Below are 22,399 nucleotides of genomic sequence, written 5' to 3' on the forward strand. Positions count from 1 at the left end.
GAGGGACTTCATCCCGTCGGCGACGGACTCCGCCCCATGGGTGCCGGACTCCGTCCCGTCCGTGACGGACTCTGTTCCGTCCGTGCCGGACCCCGTTCCGTCCGTGCCGGATCAGACCGGGTCGTACACCCGCTCCACCTTCTGCGTGCCGCTGCGCGTGCGGTACGAACGGGCCCAGGACGTCGTCGCGTTCGCGGACGTGCGGCTGGACAGCACGTAGTAGTCCATCTGCGCCCGCTCGGCCGTGAGGTCAAGGACGCCGTAGCCGTGGCGGTCCGTGTCGACCCAGTGGACGTGCCGGTTGGCGGCCCGGATCAGCGGTGAGGCCAGGGCGGAGACCGTGCCCTCCGGGACCTTGACCAGGTCGTCGAGGTTGTCGGAGGTCACCGACGTGACGACGAACTCGGTGGCGGCGGACGCCGACAGCGGATACGTACCGGCGTTGTACGGCACGTCGTTGGCCCAGGCCATGTGGATGTCGCCGGTGAGGAAGACCGTGTTGCGGATCGCGTTGTCCCGCAGGTGCGTGAGCAGTTCGCGGCGGTCGTCGGTGTAGCCGTCCCACTGGTCGGTGTTGAGGGCCAGGCCCTCCTTGGGCAGGCCGAGCAGCTCGGCGAGCGGTTTCAGGAGCTCGGCGGAGAGGGAGCCGAGGGCGAAGGGCGCGATCATGACGGAGTTGCCGACCAGCCGCCAGCTGGTGTCGGAGGACTTCAGGCCCGCCTTCAGCCAGTCGAGCTGGGCCCGGCCGGTGAGCGTACGGTTCGGGTCGTCCACCGAGCCGTTGCCGACCTTCACCTGCTGCGAGCGGTACGAGCGCAGGTCGAGCAGCGAGAGATCGGCCAGCCTGCCGAAGCGCAGCCGCCGGTAGGTGGTCCCCGCGATCGCGGGCCGCACCGGCATCCACTCGAAGTAGGCCTGCTTGGCGGCCGACTGACGGGCGGACCAGGCGCCCTCCGCGCCCTCGGTGTGGTTCTCGGCACCGCCCGACCAGGTGTCGTTGGCGAATTCGTGGTCGTCCCAGATGGCTATCACCGGGGCCGCGGCGTGCAGGGACTGGAGGTCGGGGTCGGTCTTGTAACGGCCGTGCCGGGTGCGGTAGTCGGCGAGGGTGACGATCTCGTGCGTGGGGGCGTGCGGGCGTACGACGGTGTCGCGCGTCCCGTACTCGCCCGTGCCGTACTCGTAGATGTAGTCGCCCAGATGCAGCCAGGCGTCCAGGTCGCCGCGCGCGGCCAGGTGACGGTAGGCCGCGAAGTAGCCGGCTTCCCAGTTGGCGCAGGACACCACGCCGAAGCGCATCCCGGCCACGGCCGCGTCATGGGCCGGGGCGGTGCGGGTACGGGCGGCCGGTGAGTCTGTTCCGCCGCTGGAGAAGCGGAACCAGTAGGCCGTGGCGGGCTTCAGACCGCGGATGTCGGCCTTGACGGTGTGGTCGGAGGCGGCGGTCGCGGTGGTGGAGCCCTTCGCGACGACGTTCGTGAACGCCTTGTCCGTGGCCACCGTCCAGCCGACCTCGACATCGGGGCCGAGCCCGGAGCCGGGTGTCGCCGCGGCCGTGGGTGTCACCCGGGTCCACAGCAGGACGCCGTCCGGCAGCGGGTCTCCGGAGGCGACGCCGTGCAGGAAGGCCGGGGCCTCGGCGGCGCGGGCCGGCAGGGCGGCGGCGAGTGGGGCTCCGAGCACGGCGGTGGCCGCGGCTGCCTTGACCACCGTACGGCGGCGCGGCGCGGGGGAGTTGGGACTGGAGAGGGATCTGAGTCGACTGGTCACGGCCGATCAGATTACTGACGGGTAGCGCTTTCGGTAAGGCAGAAGACGTGAAAGGCGGGCGAACCCGGAAGAGTTCGCCCGCCCTTATGCCGCGCGTTACTTGAGCTGCTCGATCCACGCCCTGGGCCGCATGCGTTGCTTGCGCCGCCCGCGTTACTCGGTGACTCCCGCGTCCTACTTGGTGACGCCCGCGTCCTTGAGCGACTTCTCCCAGTCGGCGACCGTGCTCGGGTTCTTGATCACCTTGTCGTTGATCTTGATGGTCGGCGTCGAGTCGACACCCTTGGCGCTGTCGAAGGTCTTGCTCATCCTCATCGCCCAGGCGTCGTACGTGCCCTTCTCGACGGCGTCCTGGAACTTCTTGTTGCCCTTCAGCGCGTCCACCGTGTCCGCGACCTTGATCAGGTAGCTGTCCTTGGAGAACTCGTCCGTCGTCTCCTCGGGGTGGTACTTCGTCGAGTACAGCGCGGTCTTGTAGTCCAGGAACGCGTCGGTGCTCACGTTCAGCGCGGCGCCGAGCGCGCTCAGCGCGTTCTTCGAGCCGTCGCCGCCGAGGTTGCCGTCGAGGAAGGTGCCCAGGGTGAAGGACAGCTTGTAGTCGCCGTCCGTCATGCCCTTGTTGACGGTCTCGCCGACGGTCTGCTCGAAGGAGGCGCAGGCCGGACAGCGCGCGTCCTCGTAGAGGTGGATCGTGTTCTTGGTCTTGGAGTCGCCGGCCACGATGGTCGTGCCGTTCGTGCCGCTGGTGTTGGCGGGGGCGACGACCTTCGCGTCGGCAGCCGCGTCCCACTTGGAGGGCTCGTTGTTCTGTACGACGGCGTAGCCGATGCCACCGGCTATCGCGAGCACCGCGACGATCGAACCGGCGACGATGGCCTGCCGCCTGACCTTCTCGCGCTTGGCCTGACGCTCGCGCTCGACGCGCAGCCGCTCACGGGCCGCCGACTTTGCCGCCTGGCTGTTCCTCTTGCTCATGATGGTGTTCTCCGTGGTGATGACAGGTGTACGGGGACTGGTGTGCTCAGGCGAATACGGCCGAGCATGGCGGTCCACGCCGTCCCAGGGAGTGCACGAAGAGGCGCGTACGTGTGGCGGCGACCCGGCGCGTGGGGCGCGGCAGCCGGCGTACGGGAGTGAAGTGGACGGTCACCGCGGCGACCGCGATCAGCAGGGGCCGGAAGGTGGCCGCGGCCACCGCGTCCAGGAGCTGGGCCAGGGCCCGCTCGCCGCGCCGCAGCCAGGCTGCCGCGAGCAGACCCACACCGATGTGCGCGCCGAGCAGCAGCCAGGCGGCGGCCGGGTCGGCGTTCGCGAGCAGGGCCGCGGCGGGCTGGGCCTCGCCGCCCGTGACGCGGGCCAGCGGGGTACCGACCTCGCCGCCGCACAGCATGTCGAAGCCGACCGAGCGCAGCGGGCCCGCCACCGGGCCGCCCGCCTTGCCGTAACAGGCGTGCTGGCCGGCGGTGAACAGCGTGTCGGCGGCCAACTCCAGCGGGATCAGCAGGGCGGCGATCCGCCCGAAGCCGCGCTCACGGCCCGCCAGCGCGTACGCGACGACGAAGACGGCACCCGCGATCACGGCCACGGTGGTCAGCGGCAGCGGGACCTGGGACAGCAGCACGTGCGACGCGGTGCTGAGCGTCACGACGAGTGCCGTGAACAGCGCCGCGCGCACGGCTCTGAGCTGGGTCCCGGATATGTCCATAGCGGAGGAGAGTGTCCCACGTACTCCAGTAAGAGGTCCCTAAAGGGTTCCTGTGCGAAAAGGGTTCCTGTGCGGTGTGCCTTGTGCGGTGCCTACAGACCCGGAATCCGGCCGTTGCGGAAAAGGTCCACGAAGATCTGGTGGTCGGCACGCGCCCGTGCGCCGTACTCATGCGCGAAGTCGACAAGGAGGTCGCCGAAGCTGTCCTCGTCGCCCGCGATCGCCGCGTCGATGGCGCGCTCCGTGGAGAACGGCACCAGCTCCGAGTGGCCGCTCTCGTCGTCCGCCGCCGCGTGCATGGTGGCGGTGGACCGGCCGAGGTCCGCGACGACCGCCGCGATCTCCTCCGGGTCGTCGATGTCGCTCCAGTCCAGGTCCACCGCGTACGGCGAGACCTCGGCGACGAGCTGGCCCGCGCCGTCCAGCTCGGTCCAGCCCAGCCACGGGTCCGCGTGCGCCTGGAGGGCGCGCTGCGAGATCACCGTGCGGTGGCCCTCGTGCTGGAAGTACTCACGGATCGAGGAGTCCGTGATGTGCCGGGAGACGGCCGGGGTCTGGGCCTGCTTGATGTAGATCACCACATCGTTCTCCAGGGCGTCGGTGGCGCCCTCCAGAAGGATGTTGTACGAGGGCAGCCCCGCCGAGCCGATGCCGATGCCGCGGCGGCCCACGACGTCCTTCACGCGGTAGGAGTCGGGGCGGGAGAGGGACGCCTCCGGCAGCGTCTCCAGGTAGCCGTCGAAGGCCGCCAGGACCTTGTAGCGCGTGGCCGCGTCCAGCTCGATGGAGCCGCCGCCCGGCGCGAAGCGGCGCTCGAAGTCGCGGATCTCCGTCATCGAGTCGAGCAGCCCGAAGCGGGTCAGCGAGCGGGCGTCGCGCAGGGCGTCCAGGAGCGGGCCCTGCGCGGTGTCCAGCGTGAAGGGCGGCACCTCGTCGCTCTTGGCGCCCGTCGCGAGGGCGTGGATGCGCTCGCGGTAGGCCGCCGCGTACGTCCGGACGAGGTCGGTGATCTGCTCGTCGCTCAGCGCCTTCGCGTAGCCGATCAGGGCCACCGAGGCCGCGAGGCGCTTGAGGTCCCAGGTGAAGGGGCCGACGTACGCCTCGTCGAAGTCGTTCACGTTGAAGATCAGGCGCCCCTGGGCGTCCATGTACGTGCCGAAGTTCTCCGCGTGCAGGTCGCCGTGGATCCACACGCGCGAGGTGCGCTCGTCCAGGTACGGTCCGCCCCGCTTCTCCTGCTCCAGGTCGTGGTAGAAGAGGCCGGCCGTGCCGCGGTAGAAGGCGAACGCGGAGGCCGCCATCTTCCGGAACTTCACGCGGAACGCGGCCGGGTCGGCGGCCAGCAGTTCGCCGAAGGCGGTGTCGAATACGGCGAGGATCTGTTCGCCGCGTTGCTCGGCGCTGAGCTGCGGAACCGACATCGCTTGGTGCCTCCTGGTGCAGGTGGTGCATGACAAGTGGGACGGAATGTGCCGTCCGCCGGAGCGGATGTCTCCGTCATCTTCCAACGGACGAAGGTACGCGGGAGTGCCCGCTTTCCCCTCACGAAGGTACGGGGGAGACCGCTCCGAGTGTCAGTGCTCCGGCATAGACTTCGACGCTGTCCCCCGGACTGTGCGCAGCCTGTTGGGGAGCTCGTCGACGCCAGTTCTTCTTGGAGGCCGAAGCCGTGTCAAAGCCGCCGTTCACGCACCTGCACGTCCACACCCAGTACTCGCTGCTGGACGGTGCCGCGCGGCTGAAGGACATGTTCAACGCGTGCAACGAGATGGGCATGACCCATATCGCGATGTCCGACCACGGCAACCTGCACGGGGCGTACGACTTCTTCCACACGGCCAAGAAGGCGGGCGTCACGCCGATCATCGGCATCGAGGCGTACGTCGCCCCCGAGTCGCGGCGCAACAAGCGGAAGATCAAGTGGGGTCAGCCGCATCAGAAGCGGGACGACGTCTCCGGCTCCGGTGGCTACACGCACAAGACGATCTGGGCGGCGAACCGGACCGGGCTGCACAACCTGTTCCGGCTGTCCTCGGACGCGTACGCCGAGGGCTGGCTGCAGAAGTGGCCGCGGATGGACAAGGAGACCATCTCCCAGTGGTCCGAGGGGCTGATCGCCTCCACGGGATGCCCCTCCGGCGAACTGCAGACCCGGCTGCGCCTCGGCCAGTTCGACGAGGCGGTGAAGGCGGCCTCGGAGTACCAGGACATCTTCGGCAAGGACCGGTACTTCCTGGAGCTGATGGACCACGGCATCGAGATCGAGAGCCGGGTCCGTGACGACCTGCTGCGGGTCGGCAAGAAGCTGGGCATCCCGCCACTGGTGACGAACGACTCGCACTACACGTACGCGCACGAGGCGACCGCGCACGACGCGCTGCTGTGCATCCAGACCGGCAAGAACCTCTCCGACCCGGACCGCTTCCGCTTCGACGGGACCGGTTACTACCTGAAGTCGACGGACGAGATGTATGCCGTCGACTCCTCGGATGCCTGGCAGGAGGGGTGTGCGAACACCCTCCTGGTGGCCGAGCAGATCGACACGACGGGCATGTTCGAGGCGAAGAACCTCATGCCGAAGTTCGACATCCCCGAAGGCTTCACCGAGGTCACCTGGTTCCAGGAGGAGGTGCGCCGCGGAATGGAGCGCCGCTTCCCCGGCGGCGTCCCCGACGACCGCCAGAAGCAGGCCGAGTACGAGATGGACGTCATCATCCAGATGGGGTTCCCGGGGTACTTCCTCGTCGTCGCCGACTTCATCATGTGGGCCAAGAAGCAGGGCATCGCGGTCGGCCCCGGCCGTGGCTCCGCGGCCGGTTCGATCGTGTCGTACGCCATGGGCATCACCGACCTCGACCCGATCCCGCACGGTCTGATCTTCGAGCGGTTCCTGAACCCCGAGCGCGTCTCCATGCCCGACGTCGACATCGACTTCGACGAGCGTCGGCGCGTCGAGGTGATCAGGTACGTGACGGAGAAGTACGGCGCCGACAAGGTCGCCATGATCGGCACGTACGGCAAGATCAAGGCGAAGAACGCCATCAAGGACTCCGCGCGCGTGCTGGGCTATCCGTACGCGATGGGCGACCGGCTCACCAAGGCGATGCCCGCCGACGTCCTCGGCAAGGGCATCGACCTGAACGGCATCACCGATCCCAAGCACCCGCGCTACGGCGAGGCCGGTGAGATCCGCGGGATGTACGAGAACGAGCCGGACGTGAAGAAGGTCATCGACACCGCGAAGGGCGTCGAGGGTCTGGTCCGGCAGATGGGTGTGCACGCGGCCGGCGTGATCATGTCCAGCGAGCCCATCGTCGACCACGCCCCGGTCTGGGTGCGGCACACCGACAACGTCACGATCACGCAGTGGGACTACCCGCAGTGCGAGTCGCTCGGCCTGCTCAAGATGGACTTCCTGGGCCTGCGCAACCTCACGATCATGGACGACGCCATCAAGATGGTGAAGGCCAACAAGGGCATCGACCTGGAGATGCTCTCCCTCCCGCTGGACGACCCCAAGACCTTCGAACTGCTCTGCCGCGGTGACACCCTCGGTGTCTTCCAGTTCGACGGCGGCCCGATGCGCTCGCTGCTCCGCCAGATGCAGCCCGACAACTTCGAGGACATCTCCGCCGTCTCGGCCCTCTACCGGCCGGGCCCGATGGGCATGAACTCGCACATCAACTACGCGGAGCGCAAGAACAAGCGCCAGGAGATCACGCCGATCCACAAGGAGCTGGAGGAGCCGCTCGAGGAGGTCCTCGCGGTCACCTACGGCCTGATCGTCTACCAGGAGCAGGTCCAGAAGGCCGCCCAGATCATCGCCGGCTACTCGCTCGGCGAGGCCGACATCCTCCGTCGTGTGATGGGCAAGAAGAAGCCCGACGAGCTGGCGAAGAACTTCGTCCTCTTCCAGGAGGGCGCCCAGAAGAACGGCTACAGCGCCGAGGCGATCCAGGCCCTGTGGGACGTGCTGGTCCCGTTCGCCGGATACGCGTTCAACAAGGCGCACTCCGCCGCGTACGGGCTGGTGTCGTACTGGACCGGCTATTTGAAGGCGAACTACCCGGCCGAGTACATGGCCGCGCTGCTCACCTCGGTCAAGGACGACAAGGACAAGTCGGCGGTCTATCTCAACGAGTGCCGGCGCATGAAGATCAAGGTCCTGCCGCCGAACGTCAACGAGTCCGAGCAGAACTTCGCCGCGCAGGGCGACGACGTGATCCTCTTCGGCCTCTCGGCGGTGCGCAACGTCGGTACGAACGTCGTGGAGTCGATCATCCGCAGCCGCAAGGCCAAGGGGAAGTACGGCTCGTTCCCCGACTATCTCGACAAGGTCGAGGCGGCCGCGTGCAACAAGCGCACCACGGAGTCGCTGATCAAGGCCGGCGCCTTCGACACGATGGGGCACACCCGCAAGGGCCTCACCGCGCACTTCGAGCCGATGATCGACAACGTGGTCGCGGTCAAGCGCAAGGAGGCCGAGGGCCAGTTCGACCTCTTCGGCGGCATGGGCGAGGACGACAGCAGCGAGCCCGGCTTCGGGCTCGACGTCGAGTTCACCACCGACGAGTGGGACAAGGCCTACCTGCTCGCCCAGGAGCGGGAGATGCTCGGCCTGTACGTCTCCGACCACCCGCTCTTCGGCCTGGAGCACGTGCTGTCCGACAAGGCCGACGCGGGCATCAACCAGCTCACCGGCGGCGAGCACGGGGACGGCGCGGTCGTCACCATCGGCGGGATCATCTCCGGTCTGCAGCGCAAGATGACCAAGCAGGGCAACGCCTGGGCCATCGCCACCGTCGAGGACCTCGCGGGCTCCATCGAGTGCATGTTCTTCCCGGCGACCTATCAGCTGGTGTCGACCCAACTCGTCGAGGACGCGGTGGTGTTCGTCAAGGGACGCCTCGACAAGCGCGAGGACGTGCCCCGGCTCGTCGCGATGGAACTCCAGGTCCCGGACCTGTCGAACGCGGGCACCAACGCGCCCGTGATCCTCACCATCCCGGCGCTGAAGGTCACCCCGCCGATGATCAGCAGGCTCGGAGAGATCCTCAGCCATCACAAGGGCGAGAGCGAGGTGCGGATCAGGCTCCAGGGCCCGAGCAAGACCACGGTCCTGCGGCTCGACCGGCACCGGGTGAAGCCGGACCCCGCGCTCTTCGGTGACTTGAAAGTGCTGCTCGGCCCGTCCTGCCTGGCGGGCTGAACCGGTGGCCGTCGACGTGCGGGGCGGCCTGAACCGGTAGTCGAGGTACGACCTCGACCGATGGACGAGGTACGAGAGGGGCGCATCCGTCGCGGATGCGCCCCTCGTCGTGTGCCTGGGCTTCAGCAGCCCTGAACGGGCCTTGCGCGGCCCTCAACAGGCCTCGCGCGGGCCTCAGTTGTGGCCGAAGCGCTTCTGGTGCTTACGGGCAACATCGGCGGGGCTGCCCTGGGCCTGCGACATCGGCGACTGCTGCGCCTCCGTCGAGGACCGGTCTGCCTGCTCCTGCGCGCGCTCTGCCTGCGAGGAGCGGTCCTGCTGCCCACCGTGCTTGCGGTTCTTGTTCTTGGCCATGGTGATCTGCCTCCTACGGGGGATCTCGGGGCCAGGGCCGGGGACCAGACTCACATAGCGCGACAAGGAGCGCATTTCGGAGAATTACCGTGCGTAATAAGCCCTGTCGGTGAGTGATCCGTCGATCCGCCACGCCGAAGATCGAGTTCCGGCCGTTAACCTCCGCAGGGTCGGGCAGACTCGAAGGAAGCCCGAAGCAAACCTCCCGGAAAGAGGGTGGATCGCGTGGACCGCTGCATTGTCCTGGTGGACGCCGGGTACCTGCTCGGGGCTGCTGCCAGTCTCCTCGCCGGGGATTCCTCCCGCTCCCGGATCACCGTCGACCACGCCGCCCTCATCCAGGGCCTGCGCGAGCGCGCCGAGTCCGACACGGAACGGCCCCTGTTGCGCATCTACTGGTTCGACGGCGCCCCCGACCGCGTACCGCAGCCCGAGCACCGCAGACTGCGGGTGATGCCGCGGGTCACGGTGCGCCTGGGCGCGCTGACCCGCAGCGACGGGCGCTGGGCGCAGAAGGGCGTGGACGCCGCCATGCACGCCGAGCTCACGGAGCTGGCGCGCAACCGGGCCTGCTCCGACGTCGTGCTCGTCACCGGGGACGGGGATCTGCTGCCGGGCATGATGGCCGCGAAGGAGCACGGGGTCGCCGTGCATCTGTGGGCCGTGCAGGCCGCCGACGGCGACTACAACCAGTCCGAGGATCTTGTCGCCGAGGCCGACGAGCGGCGTGTCCTCGACCGGACCTGGATCACCAAGGCCGTCCAGGCCAAGGATCTCGGCGGGGTCTGCGCGCCGCCGCCCGTGCCGCGGCCGGAGATCGCCGCGATCCTTTCCGCGCCGTTGCCCGAGTCCGCGCTGAGCTCTGCGGGGGAGCGGCCCTCGCGGGACGCCGAGCACGCGCAGGCCGCGCCCAGTGAGAACGGCACGGAGGAGAGGGCGCCGGCCACCAAGGGGGGTGTTCCGACGCCGAAGGACCTGGCCGCGTTGCGGGCGCCGGGGGCGCATGCGCATCCGCAGCCCGCCAACGCGACGCTGCGGTGGTCCTCCGACAAGGGGTGGGTCGACCGGCCCGGTACGGCCGCGGAGTCCGCGGAGGCGGCGCTGCTGCCCACGCTCGCGCAGCTCACGTCGGCCGAGCAGCGGTGGGCCGATCGTGAGGAGGACATCACGACGGTGGGTGGGGATCCGTACGAGGTCGGGCAGGTGTTCGCTCGGCGGTGGATGGGGCGGTTGTCGGACCAGGCCCAGTTGCAGAAGCTGTCGACGATGTATCCGCGGGTGCCGCATCGCATTGACGGCGAGCTGTTGCGGTATGCGGCTCGGTTCGGGCTGCTTGCGCACAAGGACGATCAGATCGATGAGCATGATCGGTATGCGATTCGGGCGGGGTTCTGGCGGGAGATCGATGTGCGGACCGCGGCGGAGCATGCCCCTGCGGGGGAGTAGGGGGTTGGCTGAGGTTGGCTTGCTGCCGGGCGGCCGGGTGGGGGCTTGTTGCGCAGTTCCCCGCGCCCCTGAAGGAGTGGTGATCCGGTGTTGTTGGGTGCGGGTCTGTCGGGGGTGAGTGCGCGGTTCCTCGCGCCCCTGGAGGAGTGGTGCCCGGTGTTGTTGGGTGCGGGTCTGTGGGGGTGAGTGTGCGCAGTTCCCCGCGCCCCTGAAGGAGTGCGGCCCGGCTTTGTTGGTGCGGGTCTGCCAGGGTTGAGCGCGCAGTTCCTCGCGCCCCTGACGGGGCGCGGCCCGGTGTTCCTCGTGTCCCGGCGGGGCGTCGTGCGGGGCCGATATTGGGTGTATGCCCGCCCCGGGCGTTGTCTTGGGGGTGGGACCCCGTACCCTCAGTCCTCGTGAGTACGCGCACCGCACAGGGAGTCCGGAACGGGCACGGTGGGGATGTCGTGTGCGCGGTGCGGGATCTGACGAAGACCTATCCGGCGGTGCGTGGGCGGCGGGGAGCACCCGGGACGCCCGAGGTGCGGGCCACCGACGGGGTACGGCTCGACATCCGGCGAGGTGAGATCTTCGGGCTGCTCGGGCCGAACGGCGCGGGCAAGACCACCCTCGTACGGCAGCTGACGGGGCTGATGCGCCCCGACCGCGGCAGTGTCGAGATCCTCGGGCACGACATCGTGCGCCATCCCGAGCGGGCGGCGCGGATCCTCGCGTACCTGGGACAGGAGTCCACCGCGCTCGACGAGCTGACCGTGTCGCTCGCCGCGGAGACCACCGGACGGCTGCGCGGGCTCGACGTACGCAGCGCCAGGGCCGAGCGTGACGAGGTCCTGGAGGAGCTGGGGCTCACCGCGCTGGCCGCACGGCCGCTGAAGAAGTTGTCCGGCGGACAGCGGCGGCTTGCCTGCTTCGCCACCACGCTCGTCGGCGCGCGGCCCCTCCTCGTCCTCGACGAGCCGACCACCGGCATGGACCCCGTCGCCCGCCGTGCCGTCTGGGGCGCCGTCGACCGGCGCCGGGTCGAGCACGCCACGACGGTCCTCCTGGTCACCCACAACGTCATCGAGGCGGAGACGGTCCTCGACCGCGTCGCCGTCCTCGACCGGGGCCGTGTCATCGCCTGCGACACCCCCTCCGGGCTGAAGGAGCAGGTCGCCGGCGAGGTGCGCCTCGAACTCGTCTGGCGCGAGCGCGCACCCCTCGACGTGCCCGAGGTCGCCGCCCTGCGCGACCGGGCCGTAGAGTCGGGCCGTCGCTGGTCGCTGCGGCTCGCCCCCGAGGAGGCCCGCGCGGCCGTGGCGGCCGTCACCGGCGGCGCCGCCTTCGCGGCCCTGGACGACTTCACGCTCGCCACGCCGAGCCTGGAGGACGTGTACCTGGCGCTGGGCGGCAGCGCCGGAAACGTACGGGGGTTGGTCAAGGCATGAGCGTGCGGGCCTCCACAGCCGTACGGAACAGGTACAGGACGACAGCCGAAGCGAACAGGAGCCGCTCGACGTGAGTGTCGTACCCGCCGAGGTCCTGCCCGGCGCAGCCCGTGCGGACGGGAACCGGGGCGTGGACACCGAGGACGGAGTCCGTGCCGTGGCCGGGCTCGGGCCGCGCGCGCGGCTCTGGCCGGCCCTGGCCGCCGTCTACCGGGCGCAGCTCTCCCGGGCCCGGGTGGCCAGGATCCCGCTGCTGTTCGTGGCGACCTTCCAGTCCGTCGGGATCATGGTCCTGATGCGCGGGGTCGTGGACGGCGGGGACGAGGCGCATGCCGTGGTGGCCGGTTCGTCGGTCCTCGTGGTCGCGTTCGTGGCGCTCAACCTGCTCGCCCAGTACTTCGGCCAGCTGCGTGCCAGCGGCGGCCTCGACCACTACGCGACGCTGCCCGTGCCGCCGGCCGCCGTCGTGCTCGGCGCCGCCGCCGCGTACGCCTCCTTCACCGTGCCCGGGACCCTCGTCACCGCCGTGGTCGGCTGCATGCTCTTCGGGCTGCCGCTGACCCACCTGTGGATCCTCATCGCGGTCATCCCGCTCGCGGGCGCCGCGCTCGCCGGGCTCGGGGCGGCGCTCGGACTGCTCGCCCCGCGCCCCGAACTCGCCACGCTGCTCGGACAGTTGGGCATGTCCGCCGCGCTGCTGCTCGGCGTGCTGCCGCCGGACCGGCTGCCGTTGGTCGTCCAGTACGCGCGTGACCTGCTGCCTTCCACGTACGGCGTCGAGGCCTTCGGGCTGACCTTCGGGGCGGACCCGGACTGGGGTGTCGTCCTGCTCGACCTCGCCGTGTGCGCGGGCGTCGGCGTCGCCTCGCTGGCCGTCGCGACCTGGGCCTACCGCCGGGCGGCCGTCCGGTGACGCGGCCGACAGGCGGGCCTGGCACGATGTCGGTGTGACCGCACCGCTGACTCCGCCTCCACAGCCGAACCACCAGCCTCCGCACCACGTCTGGCAGGCGCCGCCCCCCGGGTACGCGCCCGTTCCTGAGGAGGACGGCCCCGGGATGAAGACCGAACTGCGCGAGGCCGCCGTCATCACGGTCGCGACGGCGATCGGCGGCGTACTGCTCGGACTGCTGTGGTGGTGGCTGGCGCCGCATGTGCCGGTGTTCTCGGACGGCGTGGATGTCTATCCCAGAGATGTGGAGGGGGAGCAGGTCATCGGCGTGGACGGCACCTTCTCCCTGCTCGCGGTCGGCTTCGGCCTGGTCACCGCGGTGGTCGTCTTCCTGCTGCGGCGTCGCGGCGGCATCCCGCTGATCGTCGCGCTCACCGTCGGAGGCATCCTCGCCTCCCTGGTCGCCTGGCGGCTGGGCATCTGGCTCGGCCCCACCCAGGACGCGCTCGCCCACGGCAAGGAGGTGGGCAAGGGCGTCACCTTCGACGCCCCCCTCGCCATCAGCGCCAAGGGCGCCCTGCTCGCCTGGTCCGTCTCGGCCCTCCTGGTCCACCTGGGCCTGACGGCCCTGTTCGCCCCGAGGGACCCGGACCCGTACCCGTTCGACCAGCCCCAGTACCCGCCGCAGGCTTGACGGCCCCGGGCAACGGTCCTACGCGGGCCGATGCCCGTGGTTGGACCGCCCCTTCTTGACCCGCCACTTCCGCTTACGCGTCTTCTTCGACATGCCTTCGGTGCTTAACCGAAAACAGGCGCCCCGTCGAGGGTTCACGCACGCCCGACCGCGGCGACCACCGCATCCGTGAGCTTCGCCAGATCCTCCGGAGCGAGCTCCACCTCAAGCCCCCGCCGCCCCGCGGACACACAGACGGTGGCGTGGGCCGAGGCCGACGCGTCCAGCACCGTACGCAGCCGCTTCCGCTGCCCGAGCGGCGAGATGCCCCCACGCACATACCCGCTGGAGCGCTCCGCGGCGGCCGGATCGGCCATCGCGGCCCGCTTGCCGCCCACCGCCGAGGCCAGCGCCTTGAGGTCGAGCGAGCCGGCCACCGGCACGACGGCGACGGTGAGCTCCCCGTCGACGTCCGCGACCAGCGTCTTGAAGACCCGGTCCGGTGAGACGCCCATCGCCTCGGCCGCCTCCTCCCCGTACGAGGGGTGCGAGGGGTCGTGCTCGTAGGAGTGGACCGTGAACTCGACGCCCGCCGCGGTGAGCGCCACGGTCGCCGGTGTCCCTCCCGGCTGCTGCTTCTTCGACTTCTTCGCCATGGGCCCGCATCATCCCAGACGGCCGAAACGAGGCCGCCCCCGCCCGGAACGGTGTCCGGGCGGGGGCGGCGGGCGACGGTCCTTGGTCAGAGGCCGACCTGGGTCAGCAGGTTGCCCACGGGGTCTCGAAGGTCCCCTGCCCGGAGACCTTGATGAGTCCCTTCCAGTCCACGTCGCACCGGTAGCTCATGTTCCAGGTGCTGACGGCCCGCTCATGGAGGCTGATGCTCTTCGTCCCGCCGTAGGTGGGGCTGCCGCCGGCGGTGGTGCGGTATCCGAGCTGCGCGCTGATCGTCCCGCCGCCGGACTTCGTGTAGAAGACCTCGACGCGGCTGGGGCTCGTGTTCAAGGAGATGCAGAGCTCCCCGTTGCTCAGGCTTGTGCACTCGACCCGGGCCTGGATTCCCACGTCCTTGGACTCGGACGCGTGGGCGGGTGCGATCAAAAGCGTCGAACCAGCCGCCATACAGGCGGCGACGGTCAGAATGCTCCGACGGCTCATCTGGTTGTTCCCCCAACACTCGGTGGTCATGACCATGATCACGACCGTGGAGGGAAGATCATAAACGCGCCGAACGCCTGTTCTCCATGGGTTTTGGGCCATCCCGATTGACTGATTCCGCCCCCCCCGCAGCCTCAGTTGAGACTCGTCGGCCCCCGCGTCAGCTCCGAGGCGGGCAGCGACGGCAGGTTGCGGATGATCGCGGTCTCCGCGCGCAGCAGCGTCAGCTCCTCGCGGAGGCGGGACGCCGTGTCCGGGGCCTGGAGCAGCCGCTGCTTCGCCGGTACGTCGAGCATCGCCGCGGCGGCGACCAGGTACGAGACGACGGCCGGCTCGTCCGGCAGCTCCGCCCCGGTCGACAGGGACCGTTCCCGGGCCCCCGCGAGCCGCTTCTGATACTGCCTGAAGGCCCGCAGCACGCCCTGGGCCAGCGCGCCGGCCTCCTCGCCGGGGTCTTCGTCCAGCTCCTCCAGTTCGGCCGTCAGAAAGGCACCGGAGGCGTCCACGGAGAGCAGCCGCACCCGGGTCGTCCCGGTGGCCAGCACCTCGAAGCTGCCGTCGGCCCGCTCCCGGATGGTCGCCGCGTCCGCGACGCACCCGACCTCGTGGAAGGCCTTCGCCGGGTCGTCGCCGAAGCCGGCCGCGGGCCCGCGCTGGGGTACGGCGGTCTGGTCCGGCATGCCGGGCGCGGTGGACGCGACCTCGTGGCCGTCGCGGATGGCGACGACGACGAACCGGCGCGGATCGTCCTCGGGAGTCTTCAGCAGCTCGCGCATCATCGCGCGATAGCGCTCCTCGAAGACGTTCAGGGGCAGTACGAGCCCGGGGAACAGCACCGAGTTCAGGGGGAAGAGGGGGAGCCGGACGGTGGTCACGACGAGAAAGCCTAATGGTCACCGGAGGGCGCACGTCCGCCGTGCTCACTCCGTGGATACGGAAGATCCCCGTTCCGTAGTTTCAGGGGCATGCCCGAGGCCACCTCGATCCGTATCCCGTCGCGCAGTTCGAGGAACTGGCCGAGCGGGTCGTCCGAGACGCGGTCCCAGGGGAACGAGGTGGCGTACGGCCCGATCCGGTGCAGCTCCGCAAGCGCGTCCTGCCAGCGTTCCAGGCGGATCAGCACGTAGGTGAGCAGGTTGCGGACCTCCGCGGGCCAGGGGTCGGCGGTCGCGTACTCCCCGGAGACGGCGATCGCGAGGTCGGCCGCCGTGTCGAGGCGTTCGCGCGGCACGGCCGCTCCGCCGCCCTCGGTCAGATACGCGAAGGCCGCGCGCACCGGCAGGGCCTGGACGAGGGAGCCGGGCAGCGCGTCCTGCGCGGCCCGCTCGGCGAAGTCGAAGCACTCGCGGTGTGAGCCGTACCAGGCCGCGGACAGGTACTGGAGGGCGGCCACATGGCAGCCGTAGTGGTGCGGGGAGCGGCGTACGGCCTCGGCCCACAGCCGCTCGAACGCGGTGTGCGGGGTGTTCGTGCCCCGGGCGTGGTCGAGCGCGATGCGCCACGGCACCGGATCGCGTGGGTCGCCCTCGGCGGCGGCGGTGATCAGCGGCGCGACCTGGCGCAGCAGCTCGGCGCGGGCCGGCGACTCCCAGCCCCGGCACACCGCGAGTTCGGCCTTGACCAGCAGCGCGTCCGGGTCGTGCGGGGCGTCGGAGCACCAGTCGTCGAACCACTCCGTCCGGGAGCGCGCGAAGGCGGCGAGCCGGGTCGCGTACCGGTCCCGGTTCTCCCACTCGGCGGCCTCCCGGGTGGTGGACAGCAGCTTCGCCGCGGTCCCGTACTCGCCGCGGCCCGCGGCGACGAGCGCCGGTCCGAGCCGCTCGTCGGGCGCGTCGAGCAGTACCTCGTCGTCGGCGGGCAGACCGGCGGCGAGGCGCGAAGTGTTCCGCGCCATCCGTGCCGTACGGAGGAACGCGCGCAGCAGTGCCATGGTGTTGCCCATTGAAAACCCGCAGGTCGGACGGGTGCCAGGGGGTACGCGGTGACGCTTTTGTAACCGTATTTTGGTTGCGTGCGGAATGGTCAAGGCCAGGTAAAAGGTGACTGTTGTTCATGTGTCAAGCAGCTGTGCGCGACCCGGGAGAGAGCCCTGCTCAGCCCCTGCCCGGCCCCTGCTCATCCCCTGCGCAGCATCCGTGTCGCGCCCGCCGCCACCGTCGTGGCGAGGACCCAGCCCAGCAGGATCACCACCGCGGACAGCCACTGCCAGCCGCCGCGCAGCTGCCAGAAGCCGACCTGGCCGAGATCGATGACCGGGAGCAGCAGATCCAGGGCGAACAGCGACGCGTTCCACGGCGGATGTTCGCCGCTTTTGAGCGGCGGATGGTCGGCATGTGCGAAGGCTATGGAGGTCGCCGCCCACAGCACGGCCATCCACACGGCCGCCCGCCCCGGCCGGTACCCGTAGGCGACCGTCCAGTCCTGCGCGTACCCCCAGAGCTTGGCGGCGATCGGCAGGTTCTCGCGCCGGTGGCGCTGCTTGGCGAGCAGCACCTCCCGGGCGTCCTCGTCCTCGCCGCCGTTGCGCAGCACGGTCGCCAGCCGCTCGTACGGCTCCGGGTTGTACTCCGGAGTCGCCGCGGCCACCCACTCCAGGCGCCGGGCGAGCGGGAACGGGCCGCGCGGCACGAGGTACTCGTACTGGAAGCCGCCCATCTGCAGCTGGCCCGCGCCCGGCCAGCTGGTCGCCTGGTCCATCAGGTTGACCACCTTCGCGCCGTTCAGCACGACCCGTCCGCGCTGTGGCCGCTCGCCGAGGAAGCGCAGCTCGGGCACCTGGACGCGGCGCAGTGAGACCTCCTGGCCGTCCCGCAGTATGAGGCGGGCCTGCTCGAAGTCGACCGCGTCCCCGAACCGGCCGTCGTCGAGCCGGATCCCGCCCTCGCACTCGAACCGCTGGACGCGGGTGCCGCGCGCCGGGGTGCGGCCACTGGTGTGGAGGGGGTCGCCCACGCTCGCCGGGGTCAGGTACAGCGTGCGCTCGACGGTCAGCTGCGGTGCGTTCAGCGCGCGGCGGCTCCCGTACGGGTTCGCCAGCCGGCTGCCGCGCAGGCTCAGCGAGACGCCGACCTTCGCGCCGCGCAGGCTCAGCTCGCCGTGCGACTCCAGCATCTCGGCCTGGAGGTCCTGCCCGACGGTCATCCCGTCGCCGGTGAGGGAGCGCCCGCGCCGGTCCCGGTAGACGATCGCCTGGTTGAGCAGCAGGTCCGTGCCGATGTGCGCGTCCGTGAGGCGTACGCCGTTGTGGAAGCGGCAGCGCGGCAGATGCAGATCGCCCTCGGTGTGCACCCGGGCCGCCTCAAGACGCGGCACCGCGCAGTCCACCAGGCGCACGGTCGTGAACCGGGCCTCCGGCAGCAGGACCTCCTTCTCGAACCGGCAGCCCTTGATCTCGACGTACGGCTCGATCGTGCCGCCCGCGAGGTCGAGCACGTCGACGATCTGGACGCCGGTCAGCTTGAGGGAGGCGACGCGGCCGTCGAGCGCGGGCGGTCCGTCCAGCAGCAGCCAGGCCACTATCCGCGCCCGCACACAGCGCTCGGGGCCCCATGGATGGCCGCCGTGCGGATCATCGATGGTCGTGTCCCCGGCGCGCAGGTCGTACACGCTGCCGTTGCGGAACGCCTGCCACATCCCGGCTTCGGCGGCGGTCAGGTCATCGGGCAGTTCTCCGGCGCGGACGCCGGCCCCCTGGGTCACGGTCTTCCCTTTCTCCCCCGCTACTCGCGGGTTTCGTACAGTCGTTCCTGTGATGCCCGCTGAGTGACGGCCTGAACGCCAGTGGTGAAGGCGATCTTCCGGAACCCGCGCCATGCGCGAAATCGGGCCACGTGCCGACCGGTGATCCACAGCCCGTATCAGCGATTGATACAGCCGTCCGGCGCTCGAACCCCGTCTGAGAGAATTGGTTCGTGATCTCCCGAATCGATCTGCGCGGCGACGCCCTCCCCGAGGGCTCCGCTCTGCGCGACCTGTTGCCCCGAGCCGACTTCGACGTTTCGGCCGCACTGGAGAAGGTGCGTCCGATCTGCGAGGCCGTGCATCATCGGGGAGACGCGGCGCTGATCGACTACGCGGAGAAGTTCGACGGCGTACGCCTGGAGTCCGTCCGCGTCCCGGCGCGGGCGCTCACCGACGCGCTGGAGCGGCTCGATCCGGCCGTCCGCGCGGCCCTGGAGGAGTCGATCCGCCGCGCCCGCATCGTCCACCGCGAGCAGCGCCGCACCACGCACACCACCCAGGTCGTGCCCGGCGGCTCGGTCACCGAGAAGTGGGTGCCGGTCGACCGGGTCGGGCTGTACGCGCCCGGCGGCAGGTCCGTCTACCCGTCGTCCGTGATCATGAACGTGGTCCCGGCGCAGGAGGCGGGCGTCGAGTCGATCGCGCTTGCCTCGCCCGCCCAGTCCGAGTTCGGCGGTCTGCCGCACCCGACGATCCTGGCCGCCTGCGCGCTGCTCGGGATCGACGAGGTGTACGCGGCCGGTGGTGCGACCGCCGTCGCGATGTTCGCGTACGGCACCGAGTCCTGCCCGCCCGCCAACATGGTCACGGGCCCGGGCAACATCTGGGTCGCCGCCGCCAAGCGCTACTTCGCGGGAAAGATCGGCATCGACGCCGAGGCCGGTCCGACCGAGATCGCGATCCTCGCCGACGAGAGCGCCGACCCGGTGCACGTCGCGTCCGACCTGATCAGCCAGGCGGAGCACGACCCGCTGGCCGCAGCCGTCCTGGTCACCGACTCGGTCGCGCTGGCCGACGCGGTGCAGAAGGAGCTGGAGCCGCAGGTCGCGGCCACCAAGCACATCGAGGACCGGATCGTCCCGGCGCTGGGCGGCAGGCAGTCCGCGATCGTGCTGGTGGACGGCGTGGACGAGGGCCTGCGGGTCGTCAACGCGTACGGCGCCGAGCACCTGGAGATCCAGACCGCCGACGCGAGCGCGGTCGCCGACCGGGTCCGCAACGCCGGTGCGGTCTTCGTCGGCCCCTGGGCGCCCGTCTCGCTGGGCGACTACGCGGCCGGCTCCAACCACGTCCTCCCGACCGGCGGCTGCGCCTGCCACTCCTCGGGTCTGTCGGTCCAGTCCTTCCTGCGCGGGATCCACATCGTCGACTACACACGCGACGCCCTCGCGGAGGTGGCCCACCACGTGGTGGCGCTCGCCGAGGCCGAAGACCTCCCCGCCCACGGTGCCGCCGTCAAGGCAAGGTTCGACTGGAAGGTGCCCAGCAAGTGACCGGCAACCCCTCCTTGTCCCCTTGGGACGAGCTCCCCGTACGCGACGAGCTGCGCGGCAAGTCCCCGTACGGCGCGCCCCAACTCGACGTCCCCGTACGGCTGAACACGAACGAGAACCCGTACCCGCTGCCCGACGCGCTCGTCGAGCGGATCGTCGAGCGGGTGCGCGAGGCGGCCCGGAACCTCAACCGCTACCCCGACCGGGACGCGGTCGAGCTGCGCACCGAGCTGGCCAAGTACCTGACAAAGACCGGCAAGTACGCGGTCGGCCTCCAGAACGTGTGGGCGGCCAACGGCTCGAACGAGGTCATCCAGCAGCTGCTGCAGACCTTCGGCGGGCCCGGCCGCACGGCGATCGGCTTCGAGCCCTCGTACTCGATGCACGGCCTGATCTCGCGCGGCACCGGCACCGGATGGATCTCCGGCCCCCGCAACGAGGACTTCACGATCGACCGCGCGGCCTCCGAGCGGGCGATCGCCGAGAACAAGCCCGACGTCGTCTTCATCACCACCCCCAACAACCCCACGGGCAACGCGGTTCCGGCCGAGACGGTCCTCGCGCTGTACGAGGCCGCGCAGGCGGCGAAGCCGTCGATGGTCGTGGTCGACGAGGCGTACATCGAGTTCAGCCACGGCGAATCGCTGCTTCCGCTGCTCGAAGGTCGGCCGAATCTCGTCGTCTCGCGGACCATGTCGAAGGCGTTCGGCGCGGCCGGGCTGCGCCTCGGCTATCTCGCCGCGCACCCGGCGGTCGTGGACGCCGTCCAGCTCGTACGGCTGCCGTACCACCTGTCGGCCGTCGCCCAGGCGACCGCGCTGGCCGCCCTGGAGCACACCGACACGCTGCTGAAGTACGTCGAGCAGCTGAAGACCGAGCGGGACCGGCTCGTCCTCGAACTGCGGGCGATCGGCTTCGACGTGACCGAGTCCGACGCGAACTTCGTGCAGTTCGGGCGGTTCGACGGCGAGAACGGCTCCCACGAGGCCTGGCAGAAGATCCTCGACCGGGGCGTCCTGGTCCGGGACAACGGCGTACCGGGGTGGCTGCGGGTCAGCGCCGGAACCCCCGCCGAAAACGACGCGTTCCTCGACGCGGTACGTGAACTGAAGAAGGAGCAGAGCGCATGAGCCGCGTAGGAAGAGTCGAGCGGGTGACCAAGGAGACGTCGGTCCTCGTCGAGATCGATCTCGACGGGACCGGCAAGGTCGATGTGTCGACAGGAGTCGGCTTCTACGACCACATGCTCGACCAGCTCGGCCGGCACGGTCTGTTCGACCTGACCGTGAAGACCGAGGGCGACCTGCACATCGACTCGCACCACACCATCGAGGACTCCGCCCTCGCGCTCGGCGCCGCCTTCAAGCAGGCGCTCGGCGACAAGGTGGGCATCTACCGCTTCGGCAACTGCACGGTCCCGCTGGACGAGTCGCTCGCCCAGGTGACCGTCGACCTCTCCGGCCGCCCGTACCTCGTGCACACCGAGCCCGAGAAGATGGCGCCGATGATCGGCGAGTACGACACGACGATGACCCGGCACATCTTCGAGTCGTTCGTCGCGCAGGCCCAGATCGCGCTGCACGTCCACGTGCCGTACGGGCGCAACGCGCACCACATCGTGGAGTGCCAGTTCAAGGCGCTCGCCCGGGCCCTGCGGTACGCCTCCGAGCGTGACCCGCGCGCCGCCGGGATCCTTCCCTCCACGAAGGGCGCGCTGTAAACCCATGAGCGGCCTCTCCACCGTACTGATCGTCGTCGGGCTCTTCCTGCTCGGCGGCGTCTACTCCTTCGTCAAGCAGCAGATGCCGAAGAGCCTCATCGTGCTGCTGTCGATCGGCGCCGCGATGTGTCTGGTCGCGGGCGTCCTGAGGCTGGAGGTGTGGAATTGAGCTCCCCTTCCAAACGAGTAGTTGTCTTTGACTACGGCTTCGGGAACGTGCGCTCGGCGGAACGTGCCCTCGCGCGCGCGGGTGCCGAGGTCGAGATAACGCGTGACTTCGACGAGGCCATGAACGCGGACGGCCTGCTGGTGCCGGGCGTCGGCGCCTTCGCCGCCTGCATGAAGGGGCTGAAGGAGGCGCGCGGCGACTGGATCGTCGGCCGTCGTCTCGCCGGTGGCCGTCCGGTCATGGGCATCTGCGTCGGTATGCAGATCCTCTTCGCGCGCGGCATCGAGCACGGCGTCGAGACCGAGGGCCTCGACGAGTGGCCCGGCTCGGTCGAGCCGCTGCAGGCCGACATCGTGCCCCACATGGGCTGGAACACCGTCGAGGCACCGGCCGACTCCCAGCTCTTCGCCGGCCTGGACACGGACGCGCGCTTCTACTTCGTGCACTCGTACGCCGTCCACGACTGGAATCTCGAAGTCGCCAACCCGGCGATGCGCGCACCGCTCGTCACCTGGTCGACGCACGGCAAGTCCTTCGTCGCGGCCGTCGAGAACGGCGCTCTGTGGGCCACGCAGTTCCACCCCGAGAAGTCCGGCGACGCCGGAGCGCAGCTGCTCACCAACTGGATCGGAACCCTGTAGA

The 22,399-nt window shown here is 70.1% G+C and carries 20 protein-coding genes; 10 read left to right on the forward strand and 10 right to left on the reverse strand.

Going from position 1 to position 22,399, the window contains the following annotated elements; genetic code table 11:
* Positions 1-111: 111 nt before the first annotated feature.
* The 4 genes from AOK17_RS10535 to AOK17_RS10550 form a co-directional block, all read right to left on the reverse strand.
* Positions 112-1,770: an alkaline phosphatase D family protein gene (locus AOK17_RS10535; RefSeq protein WP_055612112.1), complete on the reverse strand. Its 1,659-nt coding sequence runs from the start codon at positions 1,768-1,770 to the stop codon at positions 112-114.
* A gap of 174 nt (positions 1,771-1,944) precedes the next feature.
* Positions 1,945-2,745 (reverse strand): DsbA family protein, encoded by an 801-nt coding sequence (locus tag AOK17_RS10540; protein WP_055612113.1) that lies wholly within the window; start codon positions 2,743-2,745, stop codon positions 1,945-1,947.
* A gap of 46 nt (positions 2,746-2,791) precedes the next feature.
* Complete coding sequence (locus AOK17_RS10545) at positions 2,792-3,475, reverse strand: hypothetical protein (RefSeq protein WP_055612114.1); 684 nt, start codon at positions 3,473-3,475, stop codon at positions 2,792-2,794.
* 92 nt (positions 3,476-3,567) lie between these two features.
* A complete protein-coding gene (locus AOK17_RS10550) occupies positions 3,568-4,896 on the reverse strand; it encodes a DUF2252 domain-containing protein (RefSeq protein ID WP_055612115.1) in 1,329 nt (442 codons plus the stop codon).
* A 248-nt stretch (positions 4,897-5,144) separates the two neighbouring features.
* On the opposite strand from AOK17_RS10550, the gene dnaE reads away from it, so the two are divergent.
* Complete coding sequence (dnaE, locus tag AOK17_RS10555) at positions 5,145-8,684, forward strand: DNA polymerase III subunit alpha (RefSeq protein ID WP_055612116.1); 3,540 nt, start codon at positions 5,145-5,147, stop codon at positions 8,682-8,684.
* Between the two features lie 174 nt (positions 8,685-8,858).
* On the opposite strand, the gene AOK17_RS10560 is transcribed toward dnaE, so the two are convergent.
* Positions 8,859-9,038: a hypothetical protein gene (locus tag AOK17_RS10560; protein ID WP_055612151.1), complete on the reverse strand. Its 180-nt coding sequence runs from the start codon at positions 9,036-9,038 to the stop codon at positions 8,859-8,861.
* A gap of 225 nt (positions 9,039-9,263) precedes the next feature.
* Between AOK17_RS10560 and AOK17_RS10565 the strand changes: the two genes are divergently transcribed.
* The 4 genes from AOK17_RS10565 to AOK17_RS10580 all read left to right on the forward strand — a co-directional run bounded on the left by AOK17_RS10565 (position 9,264) and on the right by AOK17_RS10580 (position 13,497).
* Positions 9,264-10,484, forward strand: coding sequence for an NYN domain-containing protein (locus tag AOK17_RS10565; protein WP_079052919.1), 1,221 nt, complete (start codon positions 9,264-9,266; stop codon positions 10,482-10,484).
* A gap of 446 nt (positions 10,485-10,930) precedes the next feature.
* Entirely contained in the window at positions 10,931-11,911 is a 981-nt protein-coding gene (locus AOK17_RS10570) for an ABC transporter ATP-binding protein (protein ID WP_055612118.1), read from the forward strand.
* Positions 11,912-11,981: 70 nt separating this feature from the next.
* Positions 11,982-12,824 (forward strand): ABC transporter permease, encoded by an 843-nt coding sequence (locus tag AOK17_RS10575; RefSeq protein ID WP_055612119.1) that lies wholly within the window; start codon positions 11,982-11,984, stop codon positions 12,822-12,824.
* Between the two features lie 34 nt (positions 12,825-12,858).
* On the forward strand, positions 12,859-13,497 hold the full coding sequence (locus AOK17_RS10580) for a hypothetical protein (protein WP_055612120.1): 639 nt from the start codon (positions 12,859-12,861) through the stop codon (positions 13,495-13,497).
* Between the two features lie 134 nt (positions 13,498-13,631).
* Here the strand turns inward: AOK17_RS10580 and ybaK are convergent, their stop codons facing one another.
* From ybaK to AOK17_RS10605, 5 genes are all read right to left on the reverse strand, one after another.
* The gene (gene ybaK / locus AOK17_RS10585) at positions 13,632-14,132 is read right to left on the reverse strand and encodes a Cys-tRNA(Pro) deacylase (protein ID WP_055612121.1); all 501 of its coding nucleotides are present in this window, start codon (positions 14,130-14,132) and stop codon (positions 13,632-13,634) included.
* A 103-nt stretch (positions 14,133-14,235) separates the two neighbouring features.
* The gene (locus AOK17_RS10590; RefSeq protein WP_245697081.1) at positions 14,236-14,664 is read right to left on the reverse strand and encodes a hypothetical protein; all 429 of its coding nucleotides are present in this window, start codon (positions 14,662-14,664) and stop codon (positions 14,236-14,238) included.
* 104 nt (positions 14,665-14,768) lie between these two features.
* Positions 14,769-15,509: an LON peptidase substrate-binding domain-containing protein gene (locus AOK17_RS10595; RefSeq protein WP_055612122.1), complete on the reverse strand. Its 741-nt coding sequence runs from the start codon at positions 15,507-15,509 to the stop codon at positions 14,769-14,771.
* Positions 15,510-15,520: 11 nt separating this feature from the next.
* A complete protein-coding gene (locus tag AOK17_RS10600) occupies positions 15,521-16,564 on the reverse strand; it encodes a hypothetical protein (RefSeq protein ID WP_055612153.1) in 1,044 nt (347 codons plus the stop codon).
* A 185-nt stretch (positions 16,565-16,749) separates the two neighbouring features.
* Entirely contained in the window at positions 16,750-18,333 is a 1,584-nt protein-coding gene (locus AOK17_RS10605; protein ID WP_055612123.1) for a hypothetical protein, read from the reverse strand.
* 212 nt (positions 18,334-18,545) lie between these two features.
* Here AOK17_RS10605 and hisD point away from each other — a divergent pair, with 212 nt between their 5' ends.
* The 5 genes from hisD to hisH are packed head-to-tail and all read left to right on the forward strand — an operon-like array spanning position 18,546 to position 22,398.
* Entirely contained in the window at positions 18,546-19,868 is a 1,323-nt protein-coding gene (gene hisD / locus AOK17_RS10610; RefSeq protein WP_055612124.1) for a histidinol dehydrogenase, read from the forward strand.
* Positions 19,865-20,998, forward strand: a complete 1,134-nt coding sequence (locus AOK17_RS10615; protein ID WP_425424602.1) for a histidinol-phosphate transaminase — start codon at positions 19,865-19,867, stop codon at positions 20,996-20,998. Before hisD ends, AOK17_RS10615 begins: the two co-directional genes overlap by 4 nt.
* Positions 20,995-21,588: an imidazoleglycerol-phosphate dehydratase HisB gene (gene hisB / locus AOK17_RS10620; RefSeq protein ID WP_055612125.1), complete on the forward strand. Its 594-nt coding sequence runs from the start codon at positions 20,995-20,997 to the stop codon at positions 21,586-21,588. The genes AOK17_RS10615 and hisB overlap by 4 nt, the downstream gene beginning before the upstream one ends.
* A 4-nt stretch (positions 21,589-21,592) precedes the next feature.
* On the forward strand, positions 21,593-21,757 hold the full coding sequence (locus AOK17_RS51225) for a hypothetical protein (RefSeq protein WP_055612126.1): 165 nt from the start codon (positions 21,593-21,595) through the stop codon (positions 21,755-21,757).
* The gene (gene hisH, locus AOK17_RS10630; protein WP_055612127.1) at positions 21,748-22,398 is read left to right on the forward strand and encodes an imidazole glycerol phosphate synthase subunit HisH; all 651 of its coding nucleotides are present in this window, start codon (positions 21,748-21,750) and stop codon (positions 22,396-22,398) included. Before AOK17_RS51225 ends, hisH begins: the two co-directional genes overlap by 10 nt.
* Position 22,399: the final 1 nt, after the last annotated feature.

It is taken from the genome of Streptomyces phaeochromogenes (assembly GCF_001418655.1).
In the GTDB taxonomy this organism is placed as follows: Bacteria; Actinomycetota; Actinomycetes; order Streptomycetales; family Streptomycetaceae; genus Streptomyces; species Streptomyces phaeochromogenes.